Below are 25,752 nucleotides of genomic sequence, written 5' to 3'. Positions count from 1 at the left end.
GGCGGTCGGGCCCGGCCGGAGAAGCGAACGGGCCCCACCCCCGTGTGCCGCCGGTACGCGCCCGGTGGGCCTGAGTGCCGGGGAGGACACACGAGCATGCTCGCACCCGGGAGCTGAAGCAGCGCTGAGGATTCCTTAAGGGGTCTTCAGGTCACGGACCTGCGCTCCGCGCCATGCTGAAGGCATGCGAATACTGGTGGTTGAGGACGACCGGCGGCTCGCTGAACTGCTGCGCCGCGGCCTGGTCGCCGAGGGGTTCGCGGTGGAGGTCGCGCACGACGGGCACACGGGCCTGCACCTCGCGGCCGAGGACGCCTACGACGTGATCGTGCTCGACGTCATGCTGCCCGGCCTCAACGGCTACCGCGTGTGCGCCCGGCTGCGCGAGGCCGGCGTCTGGACGCCGGTGCTCATGCTCACCGCGAAGGACGGCGAGTACGACGAGGCCGAGGGCCTGGACACCGGCGCCGACGACTACGTGACCAAACCCTTCTCCTACGTGGCCCTCGTCGCCCGGCTGCGCGCCCTGGTGCGCCGCGGCCGGCCCGAGCGGCCCGTGCTGCTCCGGATCGGCGACCTGCAGATCGACCCTGCGAGCCGCTGCTGCCGGCGAGGCTCCGTCGATCTCACCCTCACCGCCCGGGAGTTCGCGGTCCTGGAGTACCTCGCCCGGCGCGACGGCGAGGTCGTGGCCAAGGCCGAGATCCTCGCCCACGTGTGGGACGAGGCCTTCCAGGGAGATGTGAACATCGTGGAGGTGCACGTCAGCGCGTTGCGCCGGAAGATCGACGCGCCGTTCGGGCGGCACACCATCCAGACCGTGCGCGGCGTGGGCTACCGGCTGGCGGCCGACGCCCCCGCAGGGTGAAGCGGCGGCCCGGCCGGGTGCGCGAGCTGCTGCGGCCCGCCTCGATACGGGGCCGGCTGACGTGGCTCGTCGCCGTCTCGGCCCTGCTCCCGCTGATCGCCGGCGCGGCGCTGGCCGCGGGCTCGCTGCGCGACTACCTGGCGCGGGAGGCCCGCGACTACACGGTCCGCACGATCGCCGCCGTCCCCCGGCTCGCCGACGGCGACCCGGACGCACAGCTGTACTACGCGGCCGAGAAGCTCCGCGACGACCCCCGGCTGGCGGTGTCCACGGGCATCAGGCCCGCCCCGCCGCGCTGGGAGCCCGACTCCCGGCCGCCCGAGCACGAACCCTCGCACGGCGACGCGCTGTTGTCGCTGTGGCCGTGGACCGACCCCGGCAGCCGGAGCCCCAGCCTCGACTACGTCCAGTCCGGCACCGAGGGCCGCTACCTGAACGTCGCCAACCGGCTCCAGGTCGAGCAGCGCCGCCTCAACCACATGGGCCGGCTGCTCGCCGGCGCCGTACTGCTGGTGACGGCCGCCCTCGCGGGCGCGACGTGGTTCGTGGCCGGGCGGGTGCTGCGCCCTGTGGAGGCGATCCGCACCCAGTTCGCCGAGCTGACCGCGCACCACCTGGAACGCCGGGTGCCCGTGCCCTGCACGCGCGACGAGGTGGCCCGGCTGGCGGCGACGATGAACAAGACCCTCGACCAGCTGCAGGCGGCCGTCGACCTGCAGCGCCGGTTCGTCGGGGACGCCTCGCACGAACTGCGCAGCCCGCTCGCCGCCCTGCGGGCCGAGCTGGAGATCGCCCTCGCCCACCCCGGGGACGCCGAGTGGACGGCGGTCGCGGAGGCCGCGCTCGGCGACACCCGGCGGCTGCAGAGCATCACGTCGGACCTGCTGCTGCTCGCCCGGCTGGACGCGACCGGCACCGACGGGCTGCCGGGGGCCCAGCCCGTCGACCTCGCCGCCCTGGTCCGCGAGGAGGTCCGGCGCCGGCCGGAGGGGCGGCGGGCCCTGGAGGTCCGCATCGAGGCAGGGGCCCCCGTCATCGTGCAGGGCCGCCACACGCTCATCGCCCGCCTCCTGGGCAACCTCCTCGACAACGCCGACCGGCACGCCGCCCGCACCGTCACCGTGCGCCTCGGCCTCGGCCTCTGTCCCGGCCCCGGCCCCGGCTGCGACGCCGCGAAGCGGGTCGCGGTCCTGCACGTCGAGGACGACGGGCCGGGCATCCACCCGGACGACCGGCAGCGCGTGTTCGAACGCTTCACCCGGCTCGACGACGCCCGTACGCGCGCGACGGGCGGCACGGGCCTCGGCCTTGCCATCGCCCATCACATCGCGACCGTCCACCGCGGGACCCTGCAGATCACCGACAGCCCGCGCGGCGCCCGGTTCACCACCACGCTGCCGGTCGCGGACCCCTGCCCCGCGGAGGGCCCCACGGACTGAGCCGGCTGAGCGAGCCGAAGGGAGAACCGGTGGAACCAGCCGGTGGAACCAGGTGGCGAACCAGGCCCGAACCAGGCGGCGGACCAAGATCTAACTCATGGCGTCAGAACCCCCGACACAGTTGAATATGCGCACACACATCCGACATCGGGGGGTTCATGTTCGACATCGTCATCCTCACGCTGCCCGCACTCATGGCGGCGGGCGGCATCGCCGGCATCGTGTGGGCGGTGGTGCGGATGCGGCGCCTGCGAGCCGCGTGGCACAGCGGCATCGAGGTGCCGGGGCGCTGCCTGCGCCTGTACGCGACGACGGTCACCCGCCGGCAGGGCGCGCACCGGTCGTCCTCGACCACGCTGCACCACGTCTACGAGTTCACCGACGGGGACGGGCGGCACCGGCGGTTCGAGGAGGCGGGCGGGTCGGCGACGGTCATCGAAGGGGACACCGTCGTCGTCCGCTACCCGCAGGGCCGCCCGGACCGGGCCACGGCCCTCCCGCCCGGTGACGCCAGGACACGGGTGGGCATGGGGATCCTCCTGGTGTTCCTGTCCTTGTTCGTGGCCGGGTGCGTGGGCTTCGGGGTCTTCTACCTGAGCGTATTCAAGCCCGCTAAGGAGAAGGTCACGGAGCGGATCGAGGACTCGTGGCCGTCGGCTCCGGCGGCTACTCCGCCGGCCACTCCGCAGGTGACGCCGCCGGCTCCGCCGTCCCCGCCGGACGGCCCGCCGGGCGACCTCCCCACGGGGGTGCCGAGCGGCTTCCCCACGGACTTTCCCACCGGATTCCCCACCGGCTTCCCCTCCGGCCCGCCGAGCGGCTTCCCGGCGGGCCCGCCCTCCGGCGGCCTCAGCCGCTGACGGTCCGGCCGGCGACCTCGGCCAGCACGCGCCCGAACGCCCGCAGCCGCTCCGTCTCCGCGGCCCGCTGCCGCACCAGCCCCAGGGCGGAGCGGGGCAGGCCGGTCACCGGGACGAAGGCGATGTCGCGGCGCCCGTGGTAGTCGGCCGTCGGCCGGCACAGCAGCATCCCGGCGCGCCCGGCGGCGGTGAGGGTGATGCCTTCCTGCAGCGTCGTCACCTCCGGGCCGCGGGGGACCGGGCGCCCGCCGGGCGTGACCGCGGGGGCCTGGGCCGCGCGCCAGTACGTCGGGGCGGGGGCCGCGGGAACCACGAGCGGGCAGTCCGCGAGCTCCTCCGCGCCGAGCTCGGCGCGCCGCGCGAAGGGGTGCCGGACGGACACCGCCAGCGTCTGCTGCTGCCGGGAGAAGACCGGCCCCACGGTCAGGTCCGGCTCGTCCGCGGGCAGCAGCACCACCGCCGCGTCGACTTCGCCCCTGCGAACGGCGCCGAAGGGGTCGCTCAGCGGGATCTCCACGAGCTCCACCACGCACCCCGGCCTGCGCTCCTGGAACGTTCCGACGGCCTCCATCACCCCGCCGTCCGCCGTGCCCTGGAAACCGATCCGCAGGACGCCCTCCACCCCGCGGGCGGCGGCCCGGGCATCGTCGACGACGCCCGCGAGGGCCCCGTAAGCGGGCCGCAGCCCGGCCAGGAACCGCTCGCCGAGCGGCGTGAGGGCCACCCGGCGGCTGGTGCGGTCGAACAGCCGCGCGCCGATGCGGCCTTCGAGGGAGCGCAGGAGCTGGCTGACGCGGCCCTGCGACACGTACAGCCGCTCGCCGGCCCGGCCGAAGTGCAGCTCCTCGGCGAGGACCAGGAAGCACTCGAGCTCCCGCAGGTCCGCACCCACGCCCGCCTCCCTGCGCGCCTCCGCGCCCGTGCCTGCGCCCGTGCCTGCCCCCGTGCCCACGTCCCGCCCTCCGCCGACCGATTAATCCTGCTCATCAAAGGATGAGAACTCCGGCGTTGTTCCCGGCCGCACCGCCGCCGAGGCTGAGGCCCATGGAGCAAGGTGCAGCAGAGCAAGGTGCAGTGAAGCAAGGTGCGGTCGGGGAACGCGCGGGCAAGCGCGAAGCGAAGGCCGAAGCGAAGGCGGAAACGAAGGCGAAGGCGGAGGCGAAGGGCGGCCGGGCCGCGGTGGTCGCGGTGGCCGCCGCGACGTTCTCGGTCGTGACGAGCGAGATGCTCCCCGTGGGGCTGCTCACCCCGATCGGCTCCGGGCTGGGCGTCCCGGCCGGGACGGCCGGTCTGACGATGACCGTGCCCGGGCTGGTCGCGGCGGTCGCCGCGCCCGCGGTGACGGCGGCCGCGGGGCGGCTGGACCGGCGGTGGGTGCTGGTGGGGCTCATGGCCCTGCTGGCCGTGGCCAACCTGCTGTCGGCGCTGGCGACCCACATCGCGGTGCTCGTGGGGCTGAGGGTTTTGGTGGGGGTGTGCATCGGGGGCGTGTGGGCGATAGCGGCGGGGCTGGCGGTACGGCTGGTGCCGGAGCGGTCGGTGGGCCCGGCCACCTCGCTGATCTTCAGCGGCATCGCGGTCGCGTCGGTGCTCGGCGTGCCGGCCGGGACCCTGGCCGGCGGACTGGGCGGCTGGCGGGCGGCGTTCGCGGCCATGGGCGTGGTCTGCCTGGCCGTGACCGCGGCGCTCGCGCTGCTGCTGCCGCCGCTGCCGGCGGAGCGGGCCGTCCGGGCGAGCGAGGTGGCGGGCCTGCTGCGCGTCCCGGGCGTACGGGCGGGCCTGCTGGTCGTCGTACTGATCGTGGCCGGGCACTTCGCCGGCTACACCTTCGTCCGGCCCGTCCTGGAGCGGGCGTCCGGAGCGGGGGCCGGTCTGATCAGCGGGCTGCTGCTGGCGTACGGCGTGGCGGGCGTGGCCGGCAACTTCCTGGCGGGCTCGGCCGCCGCGCGCGACCCGCGCCGCACCCTGCTGGTGATCGCGATCGCGCTGGCCGCCGTGGTCCCGGTGATGTCGGTACCGCTCGGCGGGGCGGTCGCCGCCGGTGCGCTGATCGTGGTGTGGGGGCTGGCGTACGGCGGGGTGTCGGTCTCGACGCAGGGGCTGCTGACGACGGCGGCGCCGGGGTCGCGGGAGGCGGCTTCGGCGCTGTTCGTCTCGGCCTTCAACGCGGCGATCGCGCTGGGGGCCCTGCTGGGCGGCCGGGCCGCGGACGCGGTGTCGCTGCCGGCCGCCCTGTGGCTGGGCGGGCTGCTGGTGGCGGGGGCACTCGTGGTGCTGGTGATGCCGGGGGCCGCCGCCCGCCGGTCGCGCACCGCGGCCGCGGACCTTCCGTGACGAACCCCTCCGCAACGGAGGTCATGACCCGGCGATCGCTGGGTATACGCCGGTCGACAGAGGTGACGTAGCAGGTCAGGCACAGCAGCGACGAGGGAGCCGCCGGATGGTTGTGATCGAAGCCCCGTACGGGGACGCCGCCCGGGCGCGTCACGCGACGGCGGAGTTCCTGGCCCGCCACTGCCCGTGGGCGGATCCCGAGGCCGTCGTCCTGGTCGTCTCGGAGCTGGTCACCAATGCCATACGGCACGCGGGCGGCTGGTGGCGGCTGTGCGTGCGGGCCGTGCAGGGCCGCCTGGTGGTGGAGATCGCCGACGCGAGCCCGCGCCCGCCGCAGCCGCGCCCCCCGGACTTCGGCGGCGGCGGCGGGCTGGGCTGGCACATGGTCGAACGGCTCGCCGGCCTGCTGGAGGTGGACCGGCGGCCGGACGGAAAGACCGTCCGGGCCACGTGGCTGGGACCGGCGGCCCCGGCGACGACCGCGCCCGCCGCGTAGGCGCCTGGGCCCGGCGCAGTCGCCTAGGCCTGCCCGTACCCCGTATCCCGTGCCCCGTAGGGCCGGGAGGCCGGGAGAGGGGCCCCGTCAAGCCGTCAAGCATCAAGCCGTCGAGGCAGGCCGGGGGAGGGGCCCCGCCGAGGTCGAGCCCCTGCCACCCCAGCCACCCGCCCGCACGAGCCCCTGCTTCCCGGGCCCGCCCCGGGCGGCTACTTATGCCCCAGCATCCCCGTCCGCAGCCGCGTCAGGATCCGCGTCAGCAGCCGCGACACGTGCATCTGCGAGATGCCCAGCTCCGCACCGATCTCGGACTGCGTCATCTCCCCGCCGAACCGCATGCGCAGGATCTGCCGGTCGCGTTCGTCGAGCTCGGCGACGAGCGGTTTGAGCGCGTGCAGGTTCTCGACGCCTTCGATGGCGGGGTCGAGTCCGCCCAGCCGGTCGGCGTAGGTCGTGCCGGGCTGATCGGAGCCGTCGTCCACGGGGACGTCGATGGAGCCGGCCGTGTAGCCGTTGCCCGCGACGATGCCCTCGACGACCTCCTCGCGGCTGAGCCCGAGGTGCTCGGCCAGCTCGGCGGGCGTCGGCGAGTGGTCCAGCTCCTGCGAGAGCTCGCCGGTGGCCTTGGCCAGCTCGACCCTCAGCTCCTGCAGCCGCCGCGGCACGTGCACCGACCAGCCGGTGTCGCGGAAGTGCCGCTTGATCTCCCCCACGATGTACGGCACGGCGAAGGTGGTGAACTCCACCTCGCGCGAGAGGTCGAAGCGGTCGATCGCCTTGATCAGGCCGATCGTGCCGACCTGGATGATGTCCTCCATCTGGTCGCCGCGGCTGCGGAACCGGGAGGCGGCGAAGCGGACGAGCGAGAGATTGATCTCGATGAGGGTGTTCCGCGCGTACTGGTACGCGTGCGTGCCCTCCTCCAGCTCCCGCAGGCGTGCGAAGAACAGCCCGGACAGTGCACGGGCGTCGCGAGGCGCCACTGTGGACGCGTCCTCGATGTACGGCAGCCCCCCGACCGCTTCTTCGAGGTGCTGCGGCACAGCCCCCGAATGCCCTGTCGTAACCGTGGATGCCGTGATGGTCACATCGTCCTCCCCAGATCCGTAGGTGACCTCCGAGCGCCTACCCGGCGACCCGTGGCCCATGCATGCCGGTTCACGGAAGGCGCGCACAAGCGGAAGGAGACGGGGGCGGACCGGGGGGAACCGGTCGCACGGGGCGGGCAGCCGGGCGACGCCGGACGGTCACCCGCGCGTTCCCCGCCCGTCACCGACGGGCGTGAACATGCCACTCATGACCGCACCGATACCGGCCCGCCGCACCGCAGTTGCCCTCGCCGTCACCGCCCTGGCCACGGCCGCGACGGCCGCCACCACGACGGACGCGACCGCCGCCCCCGCCGACCGCCCGGCCGCCGCCACGGCGAGCGCCGCCCGGACCTCCGGGCCCGCGGGGCTCAAAGGCGTCGACTACGCCGTCTGGCAGCGCGACGTGCAGGCCGTCATCGACAGGGCCCTGCCCTACGTCAAGGAGCGCACCGCGGATGCGCACGGCCGGAAGCAGGCCATCGTCCTCGACATCGACAACAGCTCCCTGGAGACCGACTTCCACTGGACGTACCCCACGCCGGCCATCTCCCCGGTGCTGGAGCTGACGCGGTACGCCCACGCCCGGGGAGCCGCGGTCTTCTTCGTCACCGCCCGCCCCGGCATCCTCGACTCGCTCACCGAGCACAACCTGCGCGAGGTCGGCTACCCCGTCAGCGGCCTGTACGTACGGCACCTCCCGGACCTCTTCCAGGACGTGGGCACGTACAAGACCGCCAAGCGCGCGGAGATCGAGAAGCAGGGGTACTCGATCATCGCGAACATCGGGAACAACACCACCGACCTCGTGGGCGGCCACGCGGAGCGGACCTTCAAACTGCCGGACTACGACGGCAAGCTGTCGTAGCCGCCGGATCCCTGCGCTTCCCCGTCCCCTCGTCGTACGCCTCAGTGCCGCGCCTTCGCCCTGTCGAGCGCGGCCACGCCCAGCGCGGCCAGCCCGATCTGGATGAGCCACTCGATCCAGTCGACCCCCTTGGTGTCGTCGACGCCCAGCCAGTGGGCGACGGCTGCGCCCAGGAACGCGGCGGCGATGCCGACCACGATCGTCCACAGCACCCCGATGTGCTGGCGTCCCGGCACGACGAGCCGGCCGAGCACGCCGATGATCAGACCGATGACGATGGCACTGAAAATTCCGGAGATTTCCACGGGTCCCCCTTTTGCAGCCTGTTGCCGCCGTTCCGGACCGGTTGCTCTCGATACTTCTGCCCAGCCGCCGGGCGGCGCATGTCCGCCCGTCCGCTCCCCGCACCCTGCCTAGACTGGTCGTGCCGGGCACAGGGACGCGCGGCAGGAACGGGAGAGCGACAGTGGCCGCAGGTGTCGGAAGCTTCGAGGACGTCGAAGAGGACTTCGGCGAAGGCCTCGGCGACCCCTCGGCGGACGTGCTCACCGAGGCCGCCGCGGCCTTCGGGCTGCTCGCCTCGCCCGCCCGGCTCCACCTGGTGTGGGCTCTCGCCCAGGGCGAGAGCGACGTCACGGCCCTCGCCGAGAGGGTGGGCGGCGCGCTCCCCGCGATCAGCCAGCACCTGGCGAAGCTGAAGCTGGCCGGGCTCGTGCGGTCGCGCCGCGAGGGGCGCCGCATGGTCTACCTCGTGGACGACCCGCACGTCGTCGCGATCGTCCGGCTGATGGTCGGCCAGCTCGCCGACCGCGAGGCCGGGGGGACGGGCCGGGCCGGCGGGCGCGGCGCCGCCCGCACCGGACGCCTCCATGGCCTGGGAGCCTGACCGCTCCGCCGCGCGAGGAGGCACCGGCGGTACCGGCACCACCCTGGAGGTCCTGCGCGCGCTGGAGAGCGGGCCCCGCGGGCTGCCCGAGGCCGAGGCCGACGAGCGGCTCGCGCGCCACGGCGAGAACGTCTTCCCCGGGCGCCGCCCCGACCCCTGGCCGCGCCGCTTCGCCCGCAGCCTGCGCGACCCCTTCACCGCCGTCCTGCTCTCCCTCGGCCTGGTCTCGGCGGGCCTCGCCGCCTGGGGCACCGCCTGCGTGATCGCCGTCCTCGTCACGGTCAGCTGTGTGCTGCGCGCGACCGGCGAGCACCGCGCCGACCGCTCGGCGGCCGCCCTGCGCGAGCTGCTGGCCACCACCGCGACCGTCCGCCGCCGCCCCGCGGAGCGGGAGGAACCGGTGACCCGCGAGCTGCCCGTCGAGCAACTCGTGCCGGGCGACGTGGTCCTCCTCGCCCCCGGCGACCTCGTCCCCGCCGACCTGAGACTGCTGCGGACGACCGGCCTGACCGTGCACGAGGCGGCGCTGACCGGGGAGTCCGCGCCCGTCGCCAGGGGTGCGGCCGGAGACCTGTGTTTCCAGGGCAGCAGCGTCGTCTCCGGCAGCGCGACCGGCCTCGTCGTCGCCACCGGCGCGGACACCGTCCTGTCCGGGGCCCTGCCGCAGGACCGCGGCCGCCGGCTCCCCGGCCCCTTCGACCGCTCCGTGAACGGGATCGCCTGGACCCTGGTGCGGTGCATGCTGCTCGTCGCGCCGCTGGTGCTGGTCGCAAGCGCGCTGGTGCGCGGCCGCGGCATGGAGACGCTGCCGTTCGCCGTCGCCGTGGCGGTGGGCCTCACCCCCGAGATGCTGCCGGTCGTCGTCACGACGGCCCTGGCGCGCGGCGCGGCCCTCCTCGCGCGCGGCGGCGAGGTGATCGTCAGGCGGCTGCCCGCGCTGCACGACCTCGGTGCCGTCGACGTCCTGTGCGTCGACAAGACGGGCACGCTCACCCGGGACCGGCCCGTGTTCGCCTGCGCGGTCGACGCGGAGGGCCGCGAGGACCCGGCCGTGCTGCACTGGGCCGCCGTGGCCGCCCTCTGGACCCTGCACCTCGCCGAGCTGCCCGCCCCGGACGCCCTCGACGAGGCGCTCCTCGACGCGGACGAGGAGCGGGGCGGTGGCGCGGACGGCGTCGAGGGCGTGGCGGCGCTGCCCTGCGGCCCCGGGCGCCGCATCGCGTCGGCCCTCGTCCGGGTGGCGGGCGGCGAGCCGGGCACGCTGCCGGACTTCCGCCCCGGCTCCCTGCCGGACCTCCTGCCCGGCTCCCTCCCGGGCAACGTCCGCCCGCTCCGCCCGGCCACGGGCGCCGGCGCCCCCGCGGGCCGGTACGTGCTCGTGGTGAAGGGCGCCGCGGAGGACGTCCTGGAGCGGTGCACGCACGTGAGCGAGGAAGGCCGCGCCCGGGTGATCGGCTCTGCCGACCGTGCAGGGCTCGCCGCCCGGGCGGACGCCCTCGCCGCGAGCGGGCTGCGGGTGCTCGCCGTCGCCCTCGCCGAGCGGCCCGCGAGCGCGAGCCCGTACGCGCCCGAGGACGAGCAGGAGCTCACCCTCGCCGGCTTCGTCGGACTGCAGGACGCCCTCGCGCCCACCGCCGAGGAGGCCCTGGCCGTCCTCGCCGGCCGCGGCGTGACCGTCAAGGTCCTCACCGGCGACCACCCGGGCACGGCCGCCCGGGCCTGCCGGGACCTGGGGCTCGACCCCGGCGAACCCCTCACGGCCGCGCGGATCGACGCGGCCGGCGACGCCGAACTCGCCCGGCTCGCGGCCCGCACCACCGTCTTCGCCCGCTGCGCACCCGAGCACAAGGCCCGTGTCGTCCGCGCCCTGCGCGCCTCCGGCGCCACGACCGGCTTCCTCGGCGACGGCGTCAACGACCTCGCCGCGCTGCGCGCCGCCGACGTGGGCATCTGCCCGCGCGACGGGGTGGCCGTGGCACGCGAGGCGGCCGACGTCGTGCTCGCCTCGAAGGACCTCACCGCCCTCGACCGGGCCGTCGTCGCAGGCCGCCGCAGCACCGGCAACATCGCCGCCTACCTGCGCATCACGCTCTCGTCCAACCTCGGCAACGTCATCGCGATGCTGGCCGCGGGCCTGCTGCTGCCGTTCCTGCCGATGCTGCCCGCGCAGGTGCTCGTGCAGAACCTGTGCTTCGACGCCGCCCAGCTCGCCCTCGCCTTCGACCGGCCCGGGGCCACGGCCCACCTGCGCCCCGTGGTGCTGCGCCCGCGCGCCCTGTTCCGCTTCATGACGGGCTTCGGCCTGCTCAACGCCACCGCCGACCTCGCGACCTTCGGGGTGCTGGCCCTGACCGTGCACCCCGGCGACGGCGCCGGCGGACAGGCCGCCTTCCACGCGGGCTGGTTCACGGAGAACCTGCTGACCCAGGCCCTGGTCATCCTCCTGCTCCGCGCCGGCAGGGACGCGGCCGAGCGCCGGGCCCCGCTGCCGCTCCGCCTGGCAACCGCCGCCCTCGCGGTCACCGGCCTGCTCCTGCCCCTGTCACCCCTGGGCCCCGCCCTGGGCATGACGGCCCTGCCGCCGCTCTACTACGGCCTGATGACCGTCGTCCTGACGCTGTACGGGACGGCGTTGGCGGTGGCGCGCAGGAAGGCCCGTACGCAGCAAAGCCCGTATGCCCGCATGCGAAAGAGCCCGTGACGGCGGGAAAGCCCGTAACGGCCGAAAGGCCCGTAATGGCGGAAAGGCCCGCAAACAGCAGCGCACCCGGTCCGTTCCGGCTTCCCTCACGGGGGCCGGGGACCGGGTGCGGACAGCGCTATGCCGCCTGATCAGGCCTTCTTCGTCTCCCAGAAGATGCGGTCGATCTCGGCGATGTAGTCCAGCGCCTTCTGGCCCGTCTTCGGGTCGTTGGACGCCTTGGCCGCGCTCAGGGCCTTCAGGGTGTCGTTGACCAGCTGGTGCAGCTGGGGGTACTTCTCGAAGTGCGGCGGCTTGAAGTAGTCGCTCCAGAGCACCGAGACGTGGTGCTTGGCGAGCTCCGCGCGCTGCTCCTTGATGATGAGCGCACGGGCGCGGAAGTCCGCGTCCTCGTTCGCCTGGTACTTCTCCTGGACGGCCTTGACCGACTCTGCCTCGATGCGGGCCTGGGCGGGGTCGTAGACACCGCAGGGCAGGTCGCAGTGGGCGCTGACTCGCACCTTGGGTGCGAACAGGCGGGAGAGCATAAGAGCTGTCCTTCCTCGTGATCGTCTTCTCAGGTGCGAGATTACTCGGTGTGGGAAGGCTTTTCTCGGGTGCCCCGGGGGGCTTAGGACAAAAGTCCAGTGTCAGTCTGGGACTGGTGGAGGATTACGGACCGGGAGGTGCCGCGGTGCAGGAGCAGGTGGACGAGCGCGGGCAGGAGCTGGACCGCGAGCGTCGCGGACTGCTGCGGATCGGGCTGGCCGAGGTCTACAACCCGTCGATGGTGCCGACCCTGAACCCCGGGGACCAGCTGGTCGTCCAGTACGGAGCGGTGGTGCGGCCGGGTGACGTGGTGGTGCTGCGCCACCCGTTCCGGCAGGACCTGCTCATCGTCAAGCGGGCCGTGGAGCTGCGCGGGGGCGGCTGGTGGGTGCGCGGGGACAACCCGCTGGTGGAGAACGACAGCCGGGAGTTCGGGGTGGTGCCGCAGGAGCTCGTCGTGGCCCGCGCGCTGGTGCGGCTGCGGCGGCCCCCGCAGGCGGGTCAGCGTTCGGCGGGCGCGCTGCTGTCGTGGCTGGCCTCGGCGCTCAGGCCGGTGAGGTCGCTGCCGGCCGGGGCCTCGGCCGCGCGGCTCTCCAGGCGCTTGCGGGCCCGGTAGGCCGCGACGTTGGCGCGGGTGGCGCAGCGGTCGGAGCAGTAGCGGCGCGAGCGGTTGGTCGAGGTGTCGAGGTAGGCGTTGCGGCACGGCGACGCCTGGCAGATGCCGAGCCGGTCGACGCCGTACTCCGTCAGGTGCACGGCGAGGCCCATGCAGGCGGTGGCGGCGTACGAGGCGCCGGCGTTGGCCGCATGGTCGGCGATGTGCATGTGCCACTTGGGGCGGCCGTCCTCGTCGCGGTACTCGTGCCCGGAGACCTGCGGGCTGACCGGATACTCCATCAGCAGGGCGTTGAGGAGGTCCACGGCGCGCACTTCGTCGCCCTCGGCGGCGGCCTCGAAGACGGCGCGCAGCCGGGCCCGGACGGCCCTCAGCCGGGTCACGTCGCTGTCGCCCGCCCGCCGGGCCCCCTGGGCGCTGGGCCCGAAGAGCTCGCGCACGGCTTCGACGGAGGTCAGCGTGTCCGTGCCGCGGCCGGGCTCCTCGCTGTTGACCAGCCGCACAGCGAAGTCCGAGTAATAGGCCAGTTCCACTTGTGGTCCTTACGCAGGGCGGTCTAGGGTCGGCTCACCGACTTGTAATGGTCGGTGTACGACCGAGGGTATTACACGGTATGACCCGTTGGAGGAACCTCATGACCGAGGCCGTCGTCGGTACGGACTGGAACGCCTGGCAGGACAGCTGGGACCGGCAGCAGGAGTGGTACCTGCCCGACCGCGAGGAGCGGTTCCGGGTGATGCTCGACATGGTCGAGGCCCTCGTGGGCCCCGCGCCCCGCGTGCTCGACCTCGCCTGCGGCACCGGCACCATCACCGCCCGCCTGCTGGACCGCTTCCCCGGGGCCGTCTCCACCGGCGTCGACCTGGACCCGGCCCTGCTGACCATCGCCCGCGGCACCTTCGCCGGCGACGACCGCGTCCACTTCGTCACCGCGGACCTCAAGGACCCGGACTGGACCGCGCAGCTCCCCCACGAGCACTACGACGCCGTCCTCACCGCCACCGCCCTCCACTGGCTGCACTCGGACCCCTTGCGCACCCTCTACGGGCAGCTCGCCGGGGTCGTCCGCGAAGGCGGCGTCCTCCTCAACGCCGACCACATGCCGGACACCGGCACGCCCCGCATCAACGAGGCCGAACGCGCGCTGCGCCACGCGCGCATGGACCGCGCCAAGGCGGAGGGCGCCCTCGACTGGCGCGCGTGGTGGGAGCTCGCCGCCGCCGACCCGGTGCTCGCCGGGCCGACCGCCGAGCGCTTCGAGATCTACGGGGAGCACGCCGACGGCGACACCCCCTCCGCCGAGTGGCACGCGCGCACCCTGCGCGAGGCGGGCTTCGCCGAGGCCCGGACGGTCTGGAAGTCGCCGTCGGACGCGATGGTGCTCGCGCTCAAGTGACAAGCAGCAGGGGTTCGCTACAGCACCTTCGACAGGAACGCCTTCGTCCGGTCGTGCTGCGGGTTGGTGAGCACGTCGCGCGGGTTGCCCGACTCGACCACCACGCCCTGGTCCATGAAGACCACCGAGTCGCCGACCTCGCGGGCGAAGCCCATCTCGTGGGTCACCACGATCATGGTCATGCCGTCCTCGGCCAGGCCCCGCATGACGTCGAGGACGTCACCGACGAGCTCCGGGTCGAGCGCCGAGGTGGGCTCGTCGAAGAGCATCAGCTTCGGCTCCATCGCCAGCGCCCGCGCGATCGCGACGCGCTGCTGCTGGCCGCCGGAGAGCTGCGAGGGGTAGTTCTCGGCCTTGTCGCCGAGGCCGACCCGGTCGAGCAGCTTCTTCGCCCGCTCCCGGGCGACGGCCTTCGTCTCGCCCTTGACCTGGACCGGCGCCTCCATGACGTTCGCGAGCGCCGTCATGTGCGGGAAGAGGTTGAAGCGCTGGAACACCATGCCGATGTCCCGGCGGTTCTTGGCGACCTCGCTGTCCTTCAGCTCGTAGAGCTTGTCGCCCTGCTGGCGGTAGCCCACCAGGCGGCCGTCGACGTACAGCTTGCCCGCGTTCACCTGCTCCAGGTGGTTGATGCACCGCAGGAAGGTGGACTTGCCGGAGCCGGAGGGGCCGATGAGGCAGAACACCTCGCGCGGGGCGACCTCGAGGTCGATTCCCTTGAGGACCTGCACGGCGCCGTAGGACTTGTGGACGCCCTCGGCCTTCACCATCGCGTTCATGCGCTGACGCCTCCCTTGGGACGGTTGCTGAAGGAGGACAGGTTGGCCTTGACCTTCTGCCACGGGGTGAGCGGCAGGGTCCGCAGGGAACCGCGGGCGTAACGCCGCTCCAGGTAGAACTGGCCGACGCTGAAGATGCTGGTGAGGATCAGGTACCAGGTGGCCGCGAGGAAGAGCATCTCCACCGGGGCGCCGGTGGTCTGCCCGATGTCGGACGTGGAGCGCAGTAGCTCCAGATACTGGGCCGCCGCCGCTGCCAGCGACGAGGTCTTGAGCATGTTGATGAACTCGTTGCCGGTCGGCGGCACGATGACCCGCATCGCCTGCGGCAGCACGATCCGGCGCAGCGTCCGGGCCTGGCTCATGCCGAGCGCGTGCGCGGCCTCGGTCTGGCCCTCGTCGACCGACTTGATGCCGGCCCGCACGATCTCGGACATGTAGGCGGCCTCGTTGAGCCCCAGGCCCAGCAGCGCCGCCATGAACGGCGTCATGAAGTCGCTCATCTCGTCCCGGTAGATGGGGCCGAGGTTGATGTACGGGAAGATCAGCGCGAGGTTGAACCACAGCAGCAGCTGGACGTAGACCGGGGTGCCCCGGAAGAACCAGATGTAGGCCCAGGAGACCGAGGACGTCACCGGGTTCTTCGACAGCCGCATCACCGCGAGCAGGATGCCGCCCACGAGGCCCAGCAGCATGGCGAGCACCGAGATCAGGACCGTCTTGCCGAGGCCCTCGACGACCGTCGAGTCGAAGAGGTAGTCCGGGATGGTGCTGTAGTGGATCTTCGCCGAGGCGAACGCGTTGACCAGCAGCCCGAGGAGGGCGAGGACGACGACGCCGGAGATCCACCGGCCGTAGTGCCGGACGGGGATGGCCTTGACCGCCTCGGGGGCGGTCGAGGCCTTCTTGGCGGCGGCCTCGCCCTTGGCCGGGCCGGCCGGCTTGTTGCCGCCGCAGGTCTCGCAGGCCTCGCCGGACTTGCCCGGCTCACCGGACTTGGCGAGCTTGCCGGGCTTGGCGAGCTTGTCGGACTTGTCCGCGCCTGCGGGCTTGTCGGCGGCGTCAGCCTTTTCGGCGTCGGCGTCCTTGCCGGCCTTGTCGGCGTCCGAGGACTTGCCGGTCTTGCCGGCGTCGGCCGGCTTGTCCGCATCCGAGGCCTCGGCGGGCTTGTCCGCGTCGGCAGGCTCGGCCGGCTCGGAGGCCTTGTCCGCGTCCGCGGCCTTCGCGGCGTCGGCGGCCTCGGCCGCCTTCGCCGCCTTCGCGGCCTCGGCCGCCTCGGTGGGTTCCTTCCCGTCGGGCTTGTCGGGCGACGGGGAGTCAGGGGAAGAAGTCACGGGGAGTGCCTTTCAGCAGATCCGTACGAGGGTGAGGGGGACGGGGGAAGCCGCGGCGGGACGCGCACGCGCCCGCGCGGCGGCGACTCGTCAGGAACCGCCGTTGATCTTGGCTTCCTTGACCGCGCCCGCGTCGACGCCCCAGGTCTTGATGACCTTCTCGTACGCACCGTTCTTGATGATCGCTTCGAGCGCCGCCTTCAGGGCGTCCCGCAGCTGGGTGTTCTCCTTCGCGACGGCGATGCCGTACGGCGCGGCCTCGACCTGGTCGCCGACCGTCTCGAAGTCGTTGCCGCCGCCCGAGGTCTTGACCGCGTACGCCGCGACCGGGAAGTCGCTGGAGACGGCGTCCACGCCGCCGGCCTTGAGCCGGGTCTGGGCCTCGAGGTCGGTGTCGAAGGCCTCGATGGAGATGGAGTCCTTCTCGTCCTTCTCGCACTTCTCGGACTGGGACTTGGCCAGGTCGTGCGAGACCGTGCCGCGCTGGACCGCGATCTTCTTGCCGCAGAGGTCGTCCCAGCCCTTGATGTCCTTGGTGTCGCCCTTCTTGGTGTAGAGCGAGACGCCGGCGTTGAAATAGTCGACGAAGTCGACGCCCTCGCCGACCTTCTTCTTGGTCTTGGGGTCCACGCCCTCCTGGCGGTCCTTGGTGTCGGTCATCGCGGACATCGCGATGTCGTACCGCTTGGACCGCAGGCCGGTCAGCAGCGCGTCGAACGTGCCGTTGTTGAACTCGACCTTCACGCCGAGTTCCTTGCCGAGGGCGGCGGCGATGTCGGGGTCGATGCCGACGACCTTGCCGTCCTTCTTGAATTCCACCGGCGGGTAGGCGATGTCCGATCCGACCTTGATGACGCCGGAGTCCTGGATCTTCTTCGGCAGCTTGTCGAAGAGGGGGGCCTTGGAACCCTGGGCGCTCTGGCCGGCTCCGTTGCCGGTCTTGTCCCGCTGGTCGCCGCATCCGGTGAGCAGCAGGGCGCCGGCGACCGCGATCGCGCCGGCGGCGGCCAAACGACTCCTGGCGGCAGCCGTGCGAGGGGTGGTGCTTGCGGTCATTGCTGGTTCCTCCTGCGGGTGAGGGGGTGGCCCAAGGAGCCGACTGTTGGACAGACACAGAACAAACACAGGAAAACGCTGATGACGCACGAGGCGCGGAGCACACACCCTTGGATGTCGCGACCTCGTGTGATTGGGGCATCTTGCCATCCGGACTACAGCATTCGGGGGCCTCGCTATGTCAAAATCGGATAACGGGCGATCCCCGTGCCGCATCAGGCCGGTACCAGGTCGGTCCGGAGTAACGGACTCAAGGGTTCCGCTTCTATGAGCCGCCGGGCGAGACGTATGTCACGCGCGCTCTGTCTCACTCCGTGGACTTATGCCCCCAGTTGACACCGTTCCGACCCGCGAACAGGGGCTGTTCCCGGCCGCGCCGCGACAAGTCAGCGGGAACTCACTCGTAGGCCGTAGCGCTCATTTGATAGAAAGGCCAGCCACACCCCGCATCAGGGGGAAGGGCGCGTGTGCGGCGCGCCCGGCATACGTCTCCGTAACGCGCGGCACCACCCCCCGCGCGCAGGTCATCTCGGTGGCCGGACACGGACGTGAAGCCCGACCCGCCCCGCAACCCAGGGCGGATACCCTCGACGGACATTCGACAAAGGGGTCAAATAAAGTGGCAGCGGAGATCGTGAATCCTCGCAGCGACAGCGGTCCGGACGATACTCGCGACGAGTTCTTCGATCCGGCGTTCGCGCTGCACCGGGGCGGCAAGATGGCCGTCCAGGCGACCGTGCCCGTGCGCGACCGGGACGATCTGTCCCTCGCCTACACGCCCGGCGTGGCCAAGGTGTGCAGCGCCATCGCGGAGCAGCCGGAGCTCGTCCACGACTACACCTGGAAGTCCCAGGTCGTCGCCGTGGTCACGGACGGCAGCGCGGTGCTCGGGCTCGGTGACATCGGCCCGGAGGCCTCCTTGCCCGTGATGGAGGGCAAGGCGATCCTCTTCAAGCAGTTCGGCGGCGTCGACGCCGTCCCCATCGCCCTCGACTGCCGCGGCGTCGACGAGATCGTCGAGACCGTCGCGCGCCTCGCGCCCTCCTTCGGCGGCATCAACCTGGAGGACATCTCCGCGCCGCGCTGCTTCGAGGTCGAGCGCAAGCTCCAGGAGCGGCTGGACATCCCCGTCTTCCACGACGACCAGCACGGCACCGCCGTCGTCACCCTCGCCGCCCTGCGCAACGCGGCCAAGCTCACCGGGCGGACGCTCGGCGAGCTGCGCGCCGTGATCTCCGGCGCGGGCGCGGCCGGCGTCGCGATCGCCAAGATCCTGGTGGAAGCGGGCATCGGCGACGTGGCCGTGTGCGACCGCAAGGGCATCGTCTCGGGCGACCGGGAGGACCTCACCGAGGTCAAGCGCGACCTCGCCGGCTTCACCAACAAGGCCGGGCTCACGGGCCCCCTGGCCGTGGCCCTGGACGGCGCGGACGTCTTCATCGGCGTCTCCGGCGGCACGGTCCCGGAGGAGGCCGTGGCCACGATGGCGAAGGACGCCCTGATCTTCGCGATGGCCAACCCCACCCCGGAGATCCACCCGGACGTCGCCCACAAGTACGCGGCCGTCGTCGCCACCGGCCGCAGCGACTACCCGAACCAGATCAACAACGTCCTGGCCTTCCCGGGCATCTTCGCGGGCGCCCTGCAGGTGCGGGCCTCCCGCATCACGGAGGGCATGAAGCTCGCCGCCGCGGAGGCCCTCGCGGCCGTCGTCGCGGACGAGCTGAGCGCCGAGTGCGTCATCCCGTCGCCGTTCGACGAGCGGGTCGCCCCGGCCGTGACGGCCGCCGTCGCGGCCGCCGCCCGCGCGGAGGGCGTGGCCCGGCGCTGACGCCGGCGCCCGACGGCGTACGCCTACGAGAGCCGTACGCCGCACGCCTACGAGAGCCGTACACCGTGCGCCTACGAGAGCCGCACGCCGTACGCCCACGGGACCGGGCCGCACCTCCTGCCGGGGGTGCGGCCCGGTCGCCGTTTCAGCCGAGCCGCCGGACGAACACGTCGCCCGTGCCGTTGGTGTCGCCGGGGACCAGGTTGCGCCCCCAGCTGTTGAAGACGGCGGTCCGGCCGAGCAGGTCGGTCCTGACCTCCCCCGCGTTCCCGTCGTCCTGGGTGCCGTCGGCGGCGACGTTGAGCCGCTCCACGGCGCCGGTCCGCAGGTTCCGTACGAACACGTCCTGCCGGTCGTTGGTGTCGCCGGGCACGAGGTTTCCGGCGTCGGAGGCGAAGAACACCCGCTCGTTGCCGGCACTCATCGCGGCGCCCCCGTAGGAGGCGCCGTCGGCCTGGGAGCCGTCGGCGGCCAGGCTCAGGCGCCGGGTGGTCCCGGTCCGCAGGTCCTTGGCGTAGACGTCCTGGGCGCCGTTGGTGTCGTCCGCCACGACCTGCTCGGGGCTGGAGAAGAGGGCGTAGCGGCCGTCGGGGCTGAGCCCGGTGCCGCCGGTGACCAGCGCCTGCAGGCCGTCGTGCGTCTCGGCCGCGCGCTCGGTGCGCCCGGCGCGCAGCTCGTGCACGTAGAAGCCGTGGAGGCCGGGACGCGCGAGCTCCCCGGCGGACCTCCGCGGCCCGGGCTGCCCCGCCGTCTCCGGGGCCAGGTTCCGGGCCGCCGTCCGGAAGCCGATCCGGCTGCCGTCCGCGCTGATCACCGGGTGGCCGGACATGCCGTCGGCCTCGGTGCCGTCGCTCGCGACGCTGACCCGCTGCGTGGTGCCGCGCAGGCGGTCGAGGACGAAGACGTCCTCCCGCTGGTTGGTGTCGCCGGGCACGAGGTCGTCGCGGCCGGAGACGAAGGCGACGTAGCGGCCGGTGGTGCTGATGGCGGCCGAGTGGTTCGAGCCGCTGCCTCCGGTGCGGTTCGCGACGAGCACCTCGGTCCGCCCGGTCCGGCGGTCGCGGACGAAGACGTCGGAGCCGGCGGGGTTGCTGCCGGGGGCGAGGTCGGCCCCCGAGTCGAAGACGACGTACCGCCCGTCGCCGCTGATCGACGGCGACGAGGACCAGGAGTCGGCCGGGGTGCCGTCGCTCGCGGCGCTGATCAGCTCGGTCCGCCCGGTCCGCAGGTCCCGCACGAAGACGTGCCCGGTGGGACCGGCGCCGGGCGCGAGCGTGCCGGCCCGGGACAGGAAGACCACGGTGCGGCCGTCGGCGCTGAGCGAGGCGCCGTGGGACTCCGCGTCGGCCTGGGTGCCGTCGCTCGCGACGCTCACCCGCTCGATGCGCGGGGCGGGGCGCGGGGCCGCCGCGGAGGCGGCTCCGGCTGCGGGCAGGAGGGCTGCGCAGGTTCCTGCGACGGCCGCGGCGACGACGGCCCGTCTGAGATGACGCATGATCGTCTGAACCCCCTCGGTGACGGCCCGCGCCGGGCGCGGCACGGGCAACCGAAGCCAACCCCCGGGCCTCACGCCCGGTCAATGAGGAGGCGCAGTCTCCGCCGCGGATACGGCCGTTGCGACAGGAAGGACTGGACGGGACGCACGGCGCGGCGCGCGTCACACCGCGGCGTGGTTTCGCCCGGCAGGCGGCGGGGCTAGGTTCGGATCATGTTCGCCGCCTACGCCGCACGCATCGACCGTGACCAGCCGCTCACCGGGCTCGAGTTGGGGCAGCGCCCCGAGCCGGAGGCGCCTCCCGGGTGGACGGTCGTCCACGTCAAGGCCGCCTCCCTCAACCACCACGACCTGTGGTCGCTGCGCGGGGTGGGCCTCGGCGAGGAGGCGCTGCCGATGATCCTCGGCTGCGACGCCGCCGGGGTCGACGAGTACGGCAACGACGTCGTCGTCCACTCCGTCATCGGCCAGACCGGCCACGGCGTGGGCCCGACGGAGCCGCGCTCCATCCTCACCGAGCGCTACCAGGGCACCTTCGCCGAGCGCGTCGCCGTCCCCGCGTGGAACGTGCTGCCCAAGCCCAAGGAGCTCAGCTACGAGGAGGCCGCCTGCCTGCCGACCGCGTGGCTGACCGCGTACCGCATGCTGTTCACCAACGCGGACGTGCGCCCCGGGCAGAGCGTCCTGGTGCAGGGCGCGGGCGGCGGCGTGGCCACCGCCGCGATCGTCCTCGGCGCCGCGGCCGGCCTGCGCGTCTTCGCGACCAGCCGCGACGCGGCCAAGCGCGAGCGCGCCGTGGAGCTGGGCGCCGAGGGCGCCTACGAGCCGGGGGCGCGGTTGCCGCACCGGGTGGACGCCGTCATCGAGACGGTCGGCGCCGCCACCTGGTCGCACTCGGTCAAGTCCCTCAAGCCCGGCGGCACCCTGGTGATCTCCGGCGCGACCAGCGGGCCGAACCCGCCGGCCGCCGAGCTCAACCGCATCTTCTTCCTGGAGCTGAAGGTCGTCGGCTCGACCATGGGCTCCAAGGAGGAGCTGGCGGACCTGCTGAGCTTCTGCGCGGCGCACGGCGTACGGCCCGTCATCGACTCGGTCCTGCCGCTGGACCGGGCCCGCGAGGGGTTCGAGAAGATGGCCGGTGGCGACCTGTTCGGCAAGGTCGTCCTGACGGTATGAACGGCGGATGCCGAAGAGACGCTTGCGCACGGCGGCGTTCCTCGCCGCGGCCACGGCCCTGCTCCTCCTGACGCCCGGCACTCCCGCGGCGGCCCGCCCGGGCCCGGTCCCGGCCCCGGCCCCGGGCACACCCGGCCGGGGCATCCCGCCGCTGACCGACGAGCAGGGCCGGGCCCTGACCCTGCGCGGCTGGAACCTCGCGGACAAGGAGCACCGCGGCGACGAGGCCCTCGCGGACATCACGGAGCGCTCCCTGCGCGACATGGCCGCGCAGGGCTTCAACCTCGCCCGCCTCGCGGTCTTCTGGGACGAGCTGGAGCCGCGGCCCGGCCACTACAGCACGGCCTACCTCCGCAAGATCGAACGCGTGCTGGACTGGGCGCACAAGTACCGCGTCCGCGTCGTCGTCGACGCCCACCAGGACGTCTACGGGCCCGCCTTCGGCAGCCACCGCGGCATCCCCGCCTGGGCCACCCGCACCGACGGCCTGCCCTACCGGCCCCACCCCGACGACTGGTTCGCCGAGTACTTCGAACCGGCCGTCCAGGCCGCCTTCGAACACCTCTACCAGGACGAGGACCTGCGCCGCGCCCAGGCCCGCATGTGGCAGGTCCTTGCGGGGCGGCTCGCGGGCCACCCCGCCGTGTTCGGCTACGACCTGATCAACGAGCCGATGGGCCGGATGCGCCCCGGCGAGAGCATCCCCGACGCGGCCCGCCGCATCGAGTCCACGCAGATCACCCCCATGTACCGGCGCATCGCCGAGGCGATCCGGCGCGTCGACCGCCGCCACTGGCTGTTCGTCGAGCCCACCCCCGCCGCCGGCGAGGGCGTCCCCACCGGCCTCGGCCGCATCCACGACCCCAAGGTCGTCTACGCCCCGCACTTCTACAACGCCGCCATGGAGGCCGGGCGCGACTACGACCCGGCGTCGGGCTGGCTGAACGCCTACGAGGCCGCCGTCGTCCACTACCCGCGCGCCATGGGCATCCCCGTCTTCATCGGTGAGTGGGGCCCGCTCGACAGCTCCCTGCCGCACATGGGCCGCTTCTACGAGGACGCCCTCACCTCCATGTCCCGCTACGCGACCGGCTGGGCGAGCTGGCAGTGGTGCTACGGCGGCGGCTACTGCGCCCTGGACGCCCACGGCCGCTTCCAGCCCAACAAGTCCCGCACGGCGGAGCCGTACGCGGCCGCCGTGGCGGGCACGGTGCGGTCCGCGTTCTACGACGCGGCGGCGGGCGTCTACCGCCTGAGGTACGCCCCGAGGCGGCACGGCACCACGGAGTTGATCCTGCCGCCGGCGCCGCGCGGCCGGCACGTCGAGGTGACGGGCCCGGCCCGGGCGGACACCGCGCGGGTTCCGGCGGCGGAGCGGGCTACGGTGCGGGTGACGGCGGGCGCCGGAGGCGGTGAGGTCGCGGTGACGGTGACGGCGGACTGACGCAGGCGCCGCGCGCCGGGCCCGTCCCGGCCGGGGGACGTAAGAGGACGGCCAGCCACCACGCCGTGGACCCCGTCGGCATCTCAGCCCCCCGGCCGCAGCAGGGCCGTGATGCGGGCTGCGGCGGCGGCCAAGTGGTGGCGGGACTCGTCCAGTTGGGTCTGTGTCACGCCGTGGTCGCGGGCCGCGTCGCGGATGTCGTCGCGGAAGCGGTCCAGGAGGCGGTCCAGGTCGCGGGCAGGGTCTGCGGAGGGGGCGTCGCCGGGCTCGGCCCACTCGGGGGCGGGGCCCGCGGGTGGCTCGGGGCGCCGGGTGCCGGTCGTACCGGCCGTGCTGGCCGTGTCCTTCGTGCCCGCTGCGCCCGTCGTGCCCTCCGCCCCGCCCGGCCCCGCCGTGCCCGCCGCGCCCGTCGTGCGCGCCGCAAAGGCGCCGAACTCCTTCGCCAGGGCGCTGACGCCCTCCGCGACACCCGTCGGCCAGTCGCCGCGGCGCAGGTGTTCCTCCACCTGTTCCTGGACGTGCCGGGTGGCGCGCCGGACCTCCTCGTGGGCCCACTGCTGGGCCTCCCAGGCCTGGTGGCGGGCCTGCCGGGCGTCCTGGCGGGCGCGCCGGCTCTCCTCCTTGGCCCGGCGGGCCTGTTCCTTCCACTGCTCCTTCGCCCGGCGGAAGTCCTCCTTCGCGCTGTCGAAGGAGGGCGAGTCCGCGGCTGCCCGGTTCTGCCGGGCTGCTTCGCGCACCTGGCGCCGCAGGTCGCCCGCCGCGCCCCGGACGTCCTCGCGGATGTCGGCCGCGAGCGCGGCGACGGACTCGCGGATCTCCAGTTCCAGCTCGGCCAGTTCGCCCTGCCGGCCGGCGAGTTCGGCGCGGCCGGCGGCGGTGATGGCGTAGACCTTGCGGCCGCCCTCGGTGGTGTGGGCGATCAGGCCCTCGGTCTCCAGCTTGGCCAGGCGCGGGTAGACGGTGCCGGCGGAGGGTGCGTACAGGCCCTGGAAGCGCTCCTCCAGCAGCCGGATGATCTCGTAGCCGTGGCGGGGCGCCTCGTCGAGCAGCTTGAGCAGGTAGAGGCGCAGGCGGCCGTGGGCGAAGACGGGGGGCATCAGAGGACCTTTCCCTGGGCGGGGGCCTCGGCGGCGGCGCCGGCCCAGTCGTCGGCGTCCGGTCCGCGCAGCAGGGCGACGGCGCCGGAGACAGTGGTGATCTTGATTCGGCCGCGGCCGTTGCCGAGCCGGCCGGAGATGTCCCGGGCGCCGAACCGGTCCCGGACCTGCAGCTCGCCGAAGGCGCAGGAGACCGGGCCGACCGTGGTGCCCGCCGTCACCGTCGCGTCCGCCGTGTCGGGCAGCCGGACGGCGACCTCGCCGGAGACGGAGGTGACCGCCAGGTCGGTGCCCGGCGCGGCCGGCGACAGGTCGATCACCACGTTGCCGTTGACCGAGTCGGCCTTGACCGGGCCTCCCGTGCACTCGACGAGCGTGACGTCGCCGGAGACGGTGTTGCAGCGGACGCCGCCGCCGAGGCGCTGGGCCTCCACGCGGCCCGAGACCGTCTCGGTGCGGACGTCTCCGGTGAGGCCGACGAGCGTGGTGTCGCCGGAGACGCCCTGGACCTTCGTGCTGCCCGCGATCCCGGAGACCACGGTGCCCGCCCCGACGACGGCGACCGCGACGCCGGCCGCCGCGGGCACGGTGAGCGTCACGTCCGCCGAGCGGCCCCAGTCCCCGCGGGAGAGCCAGCCGCGGAGGGACTGGAAGGTCTTCGGGGGCCACATGTCCTCGTACGCGAGGGTCAGCGTGCCGTCCCGGTGGGTGACCTTCAGCGGCGGGCCGTCGACGGCCGTCAGCTCCAGGCGGGCCGGGCCGGCGCCCTCCGTGCCGACGACGTTGACCGTGCCGTTCACCAGGCGCACGTCCAGCGAGACGACCGGCTCCTCGAAGGTGATGTTCCGTGGTGCGGACAGTGACCACTCGGATTCGACGGGCATGCCGGGCCCCCTTCTGCGTCAGGACGACGGAACAAGACGCAACCTATCGCGTCTTCCGTGAAACACGATATATCGCGGTCCGGCGAAGTCAAGGACCCCCGGTTGGCATAGCGTGGTCGCATGTCCGCTACTGATCACAGCCGCGCGGCGGGGGTCCTGCTGCTCTGCCGGGCCGAGCCCGGCCGCGTCCGGCCCTCCGCCCAGCTCCTGAACGAACCGCTCCTCCTGGTCCCGGCCGGGGAGGGCTGGAGCGCGCTGATCCCCGGCAAGGACTCCTGGCGCACCGAGGGCACCGACCTCGCCACCGCCGCCGCCGGCTGGGCGCACGCCCTGGCCGTCGCCGAGCAGTGGCCCGTCGTGGGCCTGTGGTGGGATACCCGCGGGGCGGGATTCGTGGTCGCCTCGGGCTTCCGGCGGACCGTGGGGTACGCGTGGCTCGCCGACGGCACCCCGCTCGGCGAAGAGGCGGCCATGACCGCGCTGCGGGCCCGCACCGGCCTCGACCCGGTGCTCGACGGGGCCGCGCTCGACGGGCTCGCCCGGCCGGACGCGGACGCCGACGCCGCGTCCCGGGTC

The 25,752-nt window shown here is 73.6% G+C and carries 24 protein-coding genes and 1 pseudogene; 14 read left to right on the top strand and 11 right to left on the bottom strand.

Features of this window, described 5'->3' with window-relative positions; translation table 11 throughout:
• The first annotated feature begins 184 nt into the window (after positions 1-184).
• From V7793_RS13240 to V7793_RS13230, 3 genes are all read left to right on the top strand, one after another.
• A complete protein-coding gene (locus tag V7793_RS13240) occupies positions 185-868 on the top strand; it encodes a response regulator transcription factor (protein ID WP_256789718.1) in 684 nt (227 codons plus the stop codon).
• Positions 865-2,307, top strand: a complete 1,443-nt coding sequence (locus V7793_RS13235) for a sensor histidine kinase (RefSeq protein ID WP_336006038.1) — start codon at positions 865-867, stop codon at positions 2,305-2,307. Before V7793_RS13240 ends, V7793_RS13235 begins: the two co-directional genes overlap by 4 nt.
• 158 nt (positions 2,308-2,465) lie before the next feature.
• Positions 2,466-3,167: a DUF3592 domain-containing protein gene (locus tag V7793_RS13230; protein ID WP_336006034.1), complete on the top strand. Its 702-nt coding sequence runs from the start codon at positions 2,466-2,468 to the stop codon at positions 3,165-3,167.
• Here V7793_RS13230 and V7793_RS13225 read toward each other — a convergent pair.
• The gene (locus V7793_RS13225) at positions 3,157-4,059 is read right to left on the bottom strand and encodes a LysR family transcriptional regulator (protein ID WP_336006049.1); all 903 of its coding nucleotides are present in this window, start codon (positions 4,057-4,059) and stop codon (positions 3,157-3,159) included. The genes V7793_RS13230 and V7793_RS13225 overlap by 11 nt on opposite strands.
• A gap of 182 nt (positions 4,060-4,241) precedes the next feature.
• On the opposite strand from V7793_RS13225, the gene V7793_RS13220 reads away from it, so the two are divergent.
• Positions 4,242-5,501: an MFS transporter gene (locus V7793_RS13220; RefSeq protein WP_443057900.1), complete on the top strand. Its 1,260-nt coding sequence runs from the start codon at positions 4,242-4,244 to the stop codon at positions 5,499-5,501.
• A 106-nt stretch (positions 5,502-5,607) separates the two neighbouring features.
• Positions 5,608-5,997, top strand: a complete 390-nt coding sequence (locus V7793_RS13215; RefSeq protein ID WP_336006031.1) for an ATP-binding protein — start codon at positions 5,608-5,610, stop codon at positions 5,995-5,997.
• 209 nt (positions 5,998-6,206) lie between these two features.
• Here the strand turns inward: V7793_RS13215 and V7793_RS13210 are convergent, their stop codons facing one another.
• Positions 6,207-7,079, bottom strand: a complete 873-nt coding sequence (locus V7793_RS13210) for an RNA polymerase sigma factor SigF (RefSeq protein WP_443057901.1) — start codon at positions 7,077-7,079, stop codon at positions 6,207-6,209.
• Between the two features lie 214 nt (positions 7,080-7,293).
• Between V7793_RS13210 and V7793_RS13205 the strand changes: the two genes are divergently transcribed.
• Positions 7,294-7,953: an HAD family acid phosphatase gene (locus tag V7793_RS13205; protein ID WP_336006024.1), complete on the top strand. Its 660-nt coding sequence runs from the start codon at positions 7,294-7,296 to the stop codon at positions 7,951-7,953.
• Positions 7,954-7,994: 41 nt separating this feature from the next.
• Here the strand turns inward: V7793_RS13205 and V7793_RS13200 are convergent, their stop codons facing one another.
• Positions 7,995-8,258, bottom strand: a complete 264-nt coding sequence (locus V7793_RS13200; protein ID WP_336006022.1) for a GlsB/YeaQ/YmgE family stress response membrane protein — start codon at positions 8,256-8,258, stop codon at positions 7,995-7,997.
• 161 nt (positions 8,259-8,419) lie between these two features.
• Between V7793_RS13200 and V7793_RS13195 the strand changes: the two genes are divergently transcribed.
• Both V7793_RS13195 and V7793_RS13190 read left to right on the top strand, forming a co-directional pair.
• On the top strand, positions 8,420-8,839 hold the full coding sequence (locus V7793_RS13195; protein WP_168095044.1) for an ArsR/SmtB family transcription factor: 420 nt from the start codon (positions 8,420-8,422) through the stop codon (positions 8,837-8,839).
• Positions 8,823-11,540: an HAD-IC family P-type ATPase gene (locus V7793_RS13190; protein WP_336006019.1), complete on the top strand. Its 2,718-nt coding sequence runs from the start codon at positions 8,823-8,825 to the stop codon at positions 11,538-11,540. The genes V7793_RS13195 and V7793_RS13190 overlap by 17 nt, the downstream gene beginning before the upstream one ends.
• 131 nt (positions 11,541-11,671) lie before the next feature.
• Here V7793_RS13190 and sodN read toward each other — a convergent pair whose 3' ends face one another.
• A complete protein-coding gene (sodN, locus tag V7793_RS13185) occupies positions 11,672-12,067 on the bottom strand; it encodes a superoxide dismutase, Ni (protein ID WP_168095046.1) in 396 nt (131 codons plus the stop codon).
• Positions 12,068-12,213: 146 nt separating this feature from the next.
• On the opposite strand from sodN, the gene sodX reads away from it, so the two are divergent.
• A complete protein-coding gene (gene sodX / locus V7793_RS13180; protein WP_190023192.1) occupies positions 12,214-12,684 on the top strand; it encodes a nickel-type superoxide dismutase maturation protease in 471 nt (156 codons plus the stop codon).
• On the opposite strand, the gene V7793_RS13175 is transcribed toward sodX, so the two are convergent.
• Positions 12,570-13,217, bottom strand: a complete 648-nt coding sequence (locus tag V7793_RS13175) for a CGNR zinc finger domain-containing protein (RefSeq protein ID WP_336006011.1) — start codon at positions 13,215-13,217, stop codon at positions 12,570-12,572. The two genes, sodX and V7793_RS13175, sit on opposite strands and share 115 nt — an antisense overlap.
• Before the next feature lie 101 nt (positions 13,218-13,318).
• On the opposite strand from V7793_RS13175, the gene V7793_RS13170 reads away from it, so the two are divergent.
• Entirely contained in the window at positions 13,319-14,080 is a 762-nt protein-coding gene (locus tag V7793_RS13170; RefSeq protein ID WP_336006007.1) for a class I SAM-dependent methyltransferase, read from the top strand.
• 17 nt (positions 14,081-14,097) lie between these two features.
• On the opposite strand, the gene V7793_RS13165 is transcribed toward V7793_RS13170, so the two are convergent.
• The 3 genes from V7793_RS13165 to V7793_RS13155 all read right to left on the bottom strand — a co-directional run bounded on the left by V7793_RS13165 (position 14,098) and on the right by V7793_RS13155 (position 17,249).
• Positions 14,098-14,859 (bottom strand): amino acid ABC transporter ATP-binding protein, encoded by a 762-nt coding sequence (locus V7793_RS13165; RefSeq protein WP_168092454.1) that lies wholly within the window; start codon positions 14,857-14,859, stop codon positions 14,098-14,100.
• The gene (locus V7793_RS13160) at positions 14,856-15,731 is read right to left on the bottom strand and encodes an amino acid ABC transporter permease (protein ID WP_336006044.1); all 876 of its coding nucleotides are present in this window, start codon (positions 15,729-15,731) and stop codon (positions 14,856-14,858) included. Before V7793_RS13160 ends, V7793_RS13165 begins: the two co-directional genes overlap by 4 nt.
• Before the next feature lie 552 nt (positions 15,732-16,283).
• Positions 16,284-17,249 carry an ABC transporter substrate-binding protein gene (locus V7793_RS13155; RefSeq protein ID WP_336006003.1) on the bottom strand — a complete coding sequence of 322 codons (966 nt, stop codon included), beginning with the start codon at positions 17,247-17,249 and terminating at the stop codon, positions 16,284-16,286.
• Positions 17,250-17,868: 619 nt separating this feature from the next.
• Here V7793_RS13155 and V7793_RS13150 point away from each other — a divergent pair.
• Complete coding sequence (locus V7793_RS13150; RefSeq protein ID WP_336006001.1) at positions 17,869-19,080, top strand: NAD(P)-dependent malic enzyme; 1,212 nt, start codon at positions 17,869-17,871, stop codon at positions 19,078-19,080.
• Positions 19,081-19,225: 145 nt separating this feature from the next.
• On the opposite strand, the gene V7793_RS13145 is transcribed toward V7793_RS13150, so the two are convergent.
• A complete protein-coding gene (locus V7793_RS13145) occupies positions 19,226-20,575 on the bottom strand; it encodes a TolB family protein (protein ID WP_336005998.1) in 1,350 nt (449 codons plus the stop codon).
• A 213-nt stretch (positions 20,576-20,788) separates the two neighbouring features.
• Here V7793_RS13145 and V7793_RS13140 point away from each other — a divergent pair, with 213 nt between their 5' ends.
• Positions 20,789-21,751, top strand: coding sequence for a zinc-binding dehydrogenase (locus V7793_RS13140; RefSeq protein ID WP_336005995.1), 963 nt, complete (start codon positions 20,789-20,791; stop codon positions 21,749-21,751).
• 7 nt (positions 21,752-21,758) lie between these two features.
• Positions 21,759-23,195, top strand: coding sequence for a cellulase family glycosylhydrolase (locus V7793_RS13135; protein WP_336005993.1), 1,437 nt, complete (start codon positions 21,759-21,761; stop codon positions 23,193-23,195).
• 83 nt (positions 23,196-23,278) lie between these two features.
• Here V7793_RS13135 and V7793_RS13130 read toward each other — a convergent pair whose 3' ends face one another.
• On the bottom strand, positions 23,279-24,292 hold the full coding sequence (locus V7793_RS13130; protein WP_336005990.1) for a PadR family transcriptional regulator: 1,014 nt from the start codon (positions 24,290-24,292) through the stop codon (positions 23,279-23,281).
• On the bottom strand, positions 24,292-25,176 hold the full coding sequence (locus V7793_RS13125; protein ID WP_336005988.1) for a DUF4097 family beta strand repeat-containing protein: 885 nt from the start codon (positions 25,174-25,176) through the stop codon (positions 24,292-24,294). The genes V7793_RS13130 and V7793_RS13125 overlap by 1 nt, the downstream gene beginning before the upstream one ends.
• A 120-nt stretch (positions 25,177-25,296) precedes the next feature.
• Between V7793_RS13125 and V7793_RS13120 the strand changes: the two are divergent.
• Positions 25,297-25,752: pseudogene (locus tag V7793_RS13120) on the top strand (hypothetical protein); the annotation flags it as partial.

Origin of the sequence: Streptomyces sp. KLMMK (assembly GCF_036961605.1) — a bacterium.
Classification (GTDB): domain Bacteria; phylum Actinomycetota; class Actinomycetes; order Streptomycetales; family Streptomycetaceae; genus Streptomyces; species Streptomyces telluris.
This window is presented reverse-complemented; position numbering and strand designations above follow the sequence as displayed.

What these genes read in the sequence shown, in the direction of transcription:
- V7793_RS13190 (WP_336006019.1), top strand. Translation starts at nt 8,823, where the DNA reads ATGGCCTGGGAGCCTGACCGCTCCGCCGCGCGAGGAGGCACCGGCGGT.
- V7793_RS13170 (WP_336006007.1), top strand. Translation starts at nt 13,319, where the DNA reads ATGACCGAGGCCGTCGTCGGTACGGACTGGAACGCCTGGCAGGACAGC.
- V7793_RS13145 (WP_336005998.1), bottom strand. Translation starts at nt 20,575, where the DNA reads ATGCGTCATCTCAGACGGGCCGTCGTCGCCGCGGCCGTCGCAGGAACC.
- V7793_RS13155 (WP_336006003.1), bottom strand. Translation starts at nt 17,249, where the DNA reads ATGACCGCAAGCACCACCCCTCGCACGGCTGCCGCCAGGAGTCGTTTG.
- V7793_RS13140 (WP_336005995.1), top strand. Translation starts at nt 20,789, where the DNA reads ATGTTCGCCGCCTACGCCGCACGCATCGACCGTGACCAGCCGCTCACC.
- V7793_RS13135 (WP_336005993.1), top strand. Translation starts at nt 21,759, where the DNA reads ATGCCGAAGAGACGCTTGCGCACGGCGGCGTTCCTCGCCGCGGCCACG.
- V7793_RS13165 (WP_168092454.1), bottom strand. Translation starts at nt 14,859, where the DNA reads ATGAACGCGATGGTGAAGGCCGAGGGCGTCCACAAGTCCTACGGCGCC.
- V7793_RS13205 (WP_336006024.1), top strand. Translation starts at nt 7,294, where the DNA reads ATGACCGCACCGATACCGGCCCGCCGCACCGCAGTTGCCCTCGCCGTC.
- V7793_RS13240 (WP_256789718.1), top strand. Translation starts at nt 185, where the DNA reads ATGCGAATACTGGTGGTTGAGGACGACCGGCGGCTCGCTGAACTGCTG.
- sodN (WP_168095046.1), bottom strand. Translation starts at nt 12,067, where the DNA reads ATGCTCTCCCGCCTGTTCGCACCCAAGGTGCGAGTCAGCGCCCACTGC.
- V7793_RS13125 (WP_336005988.1), bottom strand. Translation starts at nt 25,176, where the DNA reads ATGCCCGTCGAATCCGAGTGGTCACTGTCCGCACCACGGAACATCACC.
- V7793_RS13230 (WP_336006034.1), top strand. Translation starts at nt 2,466, where the DNA reads ATGTTCGACATCGTCATCCTCACGCTGCCCGCACTCATGGCGGCGGGC.
- V7793_RS13130 (WP_336005990.1), bottom strand. Translation starts at nt 24,292, where the DNA reads ATGCCCCCCGTCTTCGCCCACGGCCGCCTGCGCCTCTACCTGCTCAAG.
- V7793_RS13215 (WP_336006031.1), top strand. Translation starts at nt 5,608, where the DNA reads ATGGTTGTGATCGAAGCCCCGTACGGGGACGCCGCCCGGGCGCGTCAC.